Source organism: Rhodohalobacter sp. 8-1 (assembly GCF_038150125.1).
Classification (GTDB): domain Bacteria; phylum Bacteroidota; class Rhodothermia; order Balneolales; family Balneolaceae; genus SW132.
Genome location: NZ_JBBVMF010000062.1, coordinates 1 through 606, shown reverse-complemented (window position 1 = coordinate 606; position 606 = coordinate 1). Strand labels below are relative to the sequence as shown.

Sequence of the window (606 nt, the reverse complement as noted above, 5' to 3'; positions counted from 1 at the left end):
GTGAAGGGCTCTGCGCTGGCGGCGCTGGAAGACAAGACGCCGGACATCGGGCATGACTCGATCCTGCGCCTGATGGAGGCTGTCGACAGCTACATCCCGCAGCCGGACCGTCCGAAGGACAAGCCGTTCCTGATGCCGATCGAGGACGTTTTCTCGATTTCGGGCCGCGGCACGGTGGTTACGGGGCGCGTTGAGAGCGGCATCGTGAAGGTGGGCGACGAAGTCGAGATCGTCGGCATCCGTGCGACGCAGAAGACGACCTGCACGGGCGTTGAGATGTTCCGCAAGCTGCTGGATTCGGGCGAGGCGGGCGACAACATCGGCGCGCTGCTGCGCGGTGTGGGACGTGAGGACGTGGAGCGCGGCCAGGTTCTGGCCAAGCCGGGCTCGATCACGCCGCACACGAACTTCACGGCGGAGGCCTACATCCTGACGAAGGAAGAGGGCGGCCGTCACACGCCGTTCTTCACCAACTACCGCCCGCAGTTTTACTTCCGCACGACGGACGTGACGGGCGTGGTGACGCTGCCGGAAGGCACGGAGATGGTGATGCCGGGCGACAACGTGACGATGTCGGTCGAGCTGATCGCGCCGATCGCGATAGAC

At 65.2% G+C, this 606-nt stretch carries 1 protein-coding gene; it reads left to right on the top strand.

Annotated elements, in window-relative coordinates:
- Positions 1-606: EF-Tu C-terminal domain-related protein (locus AABW11_RS20010; protein ID WP_340107104.1), on the top strand; the 606-nt coding region annotated here is incomplete at both ends.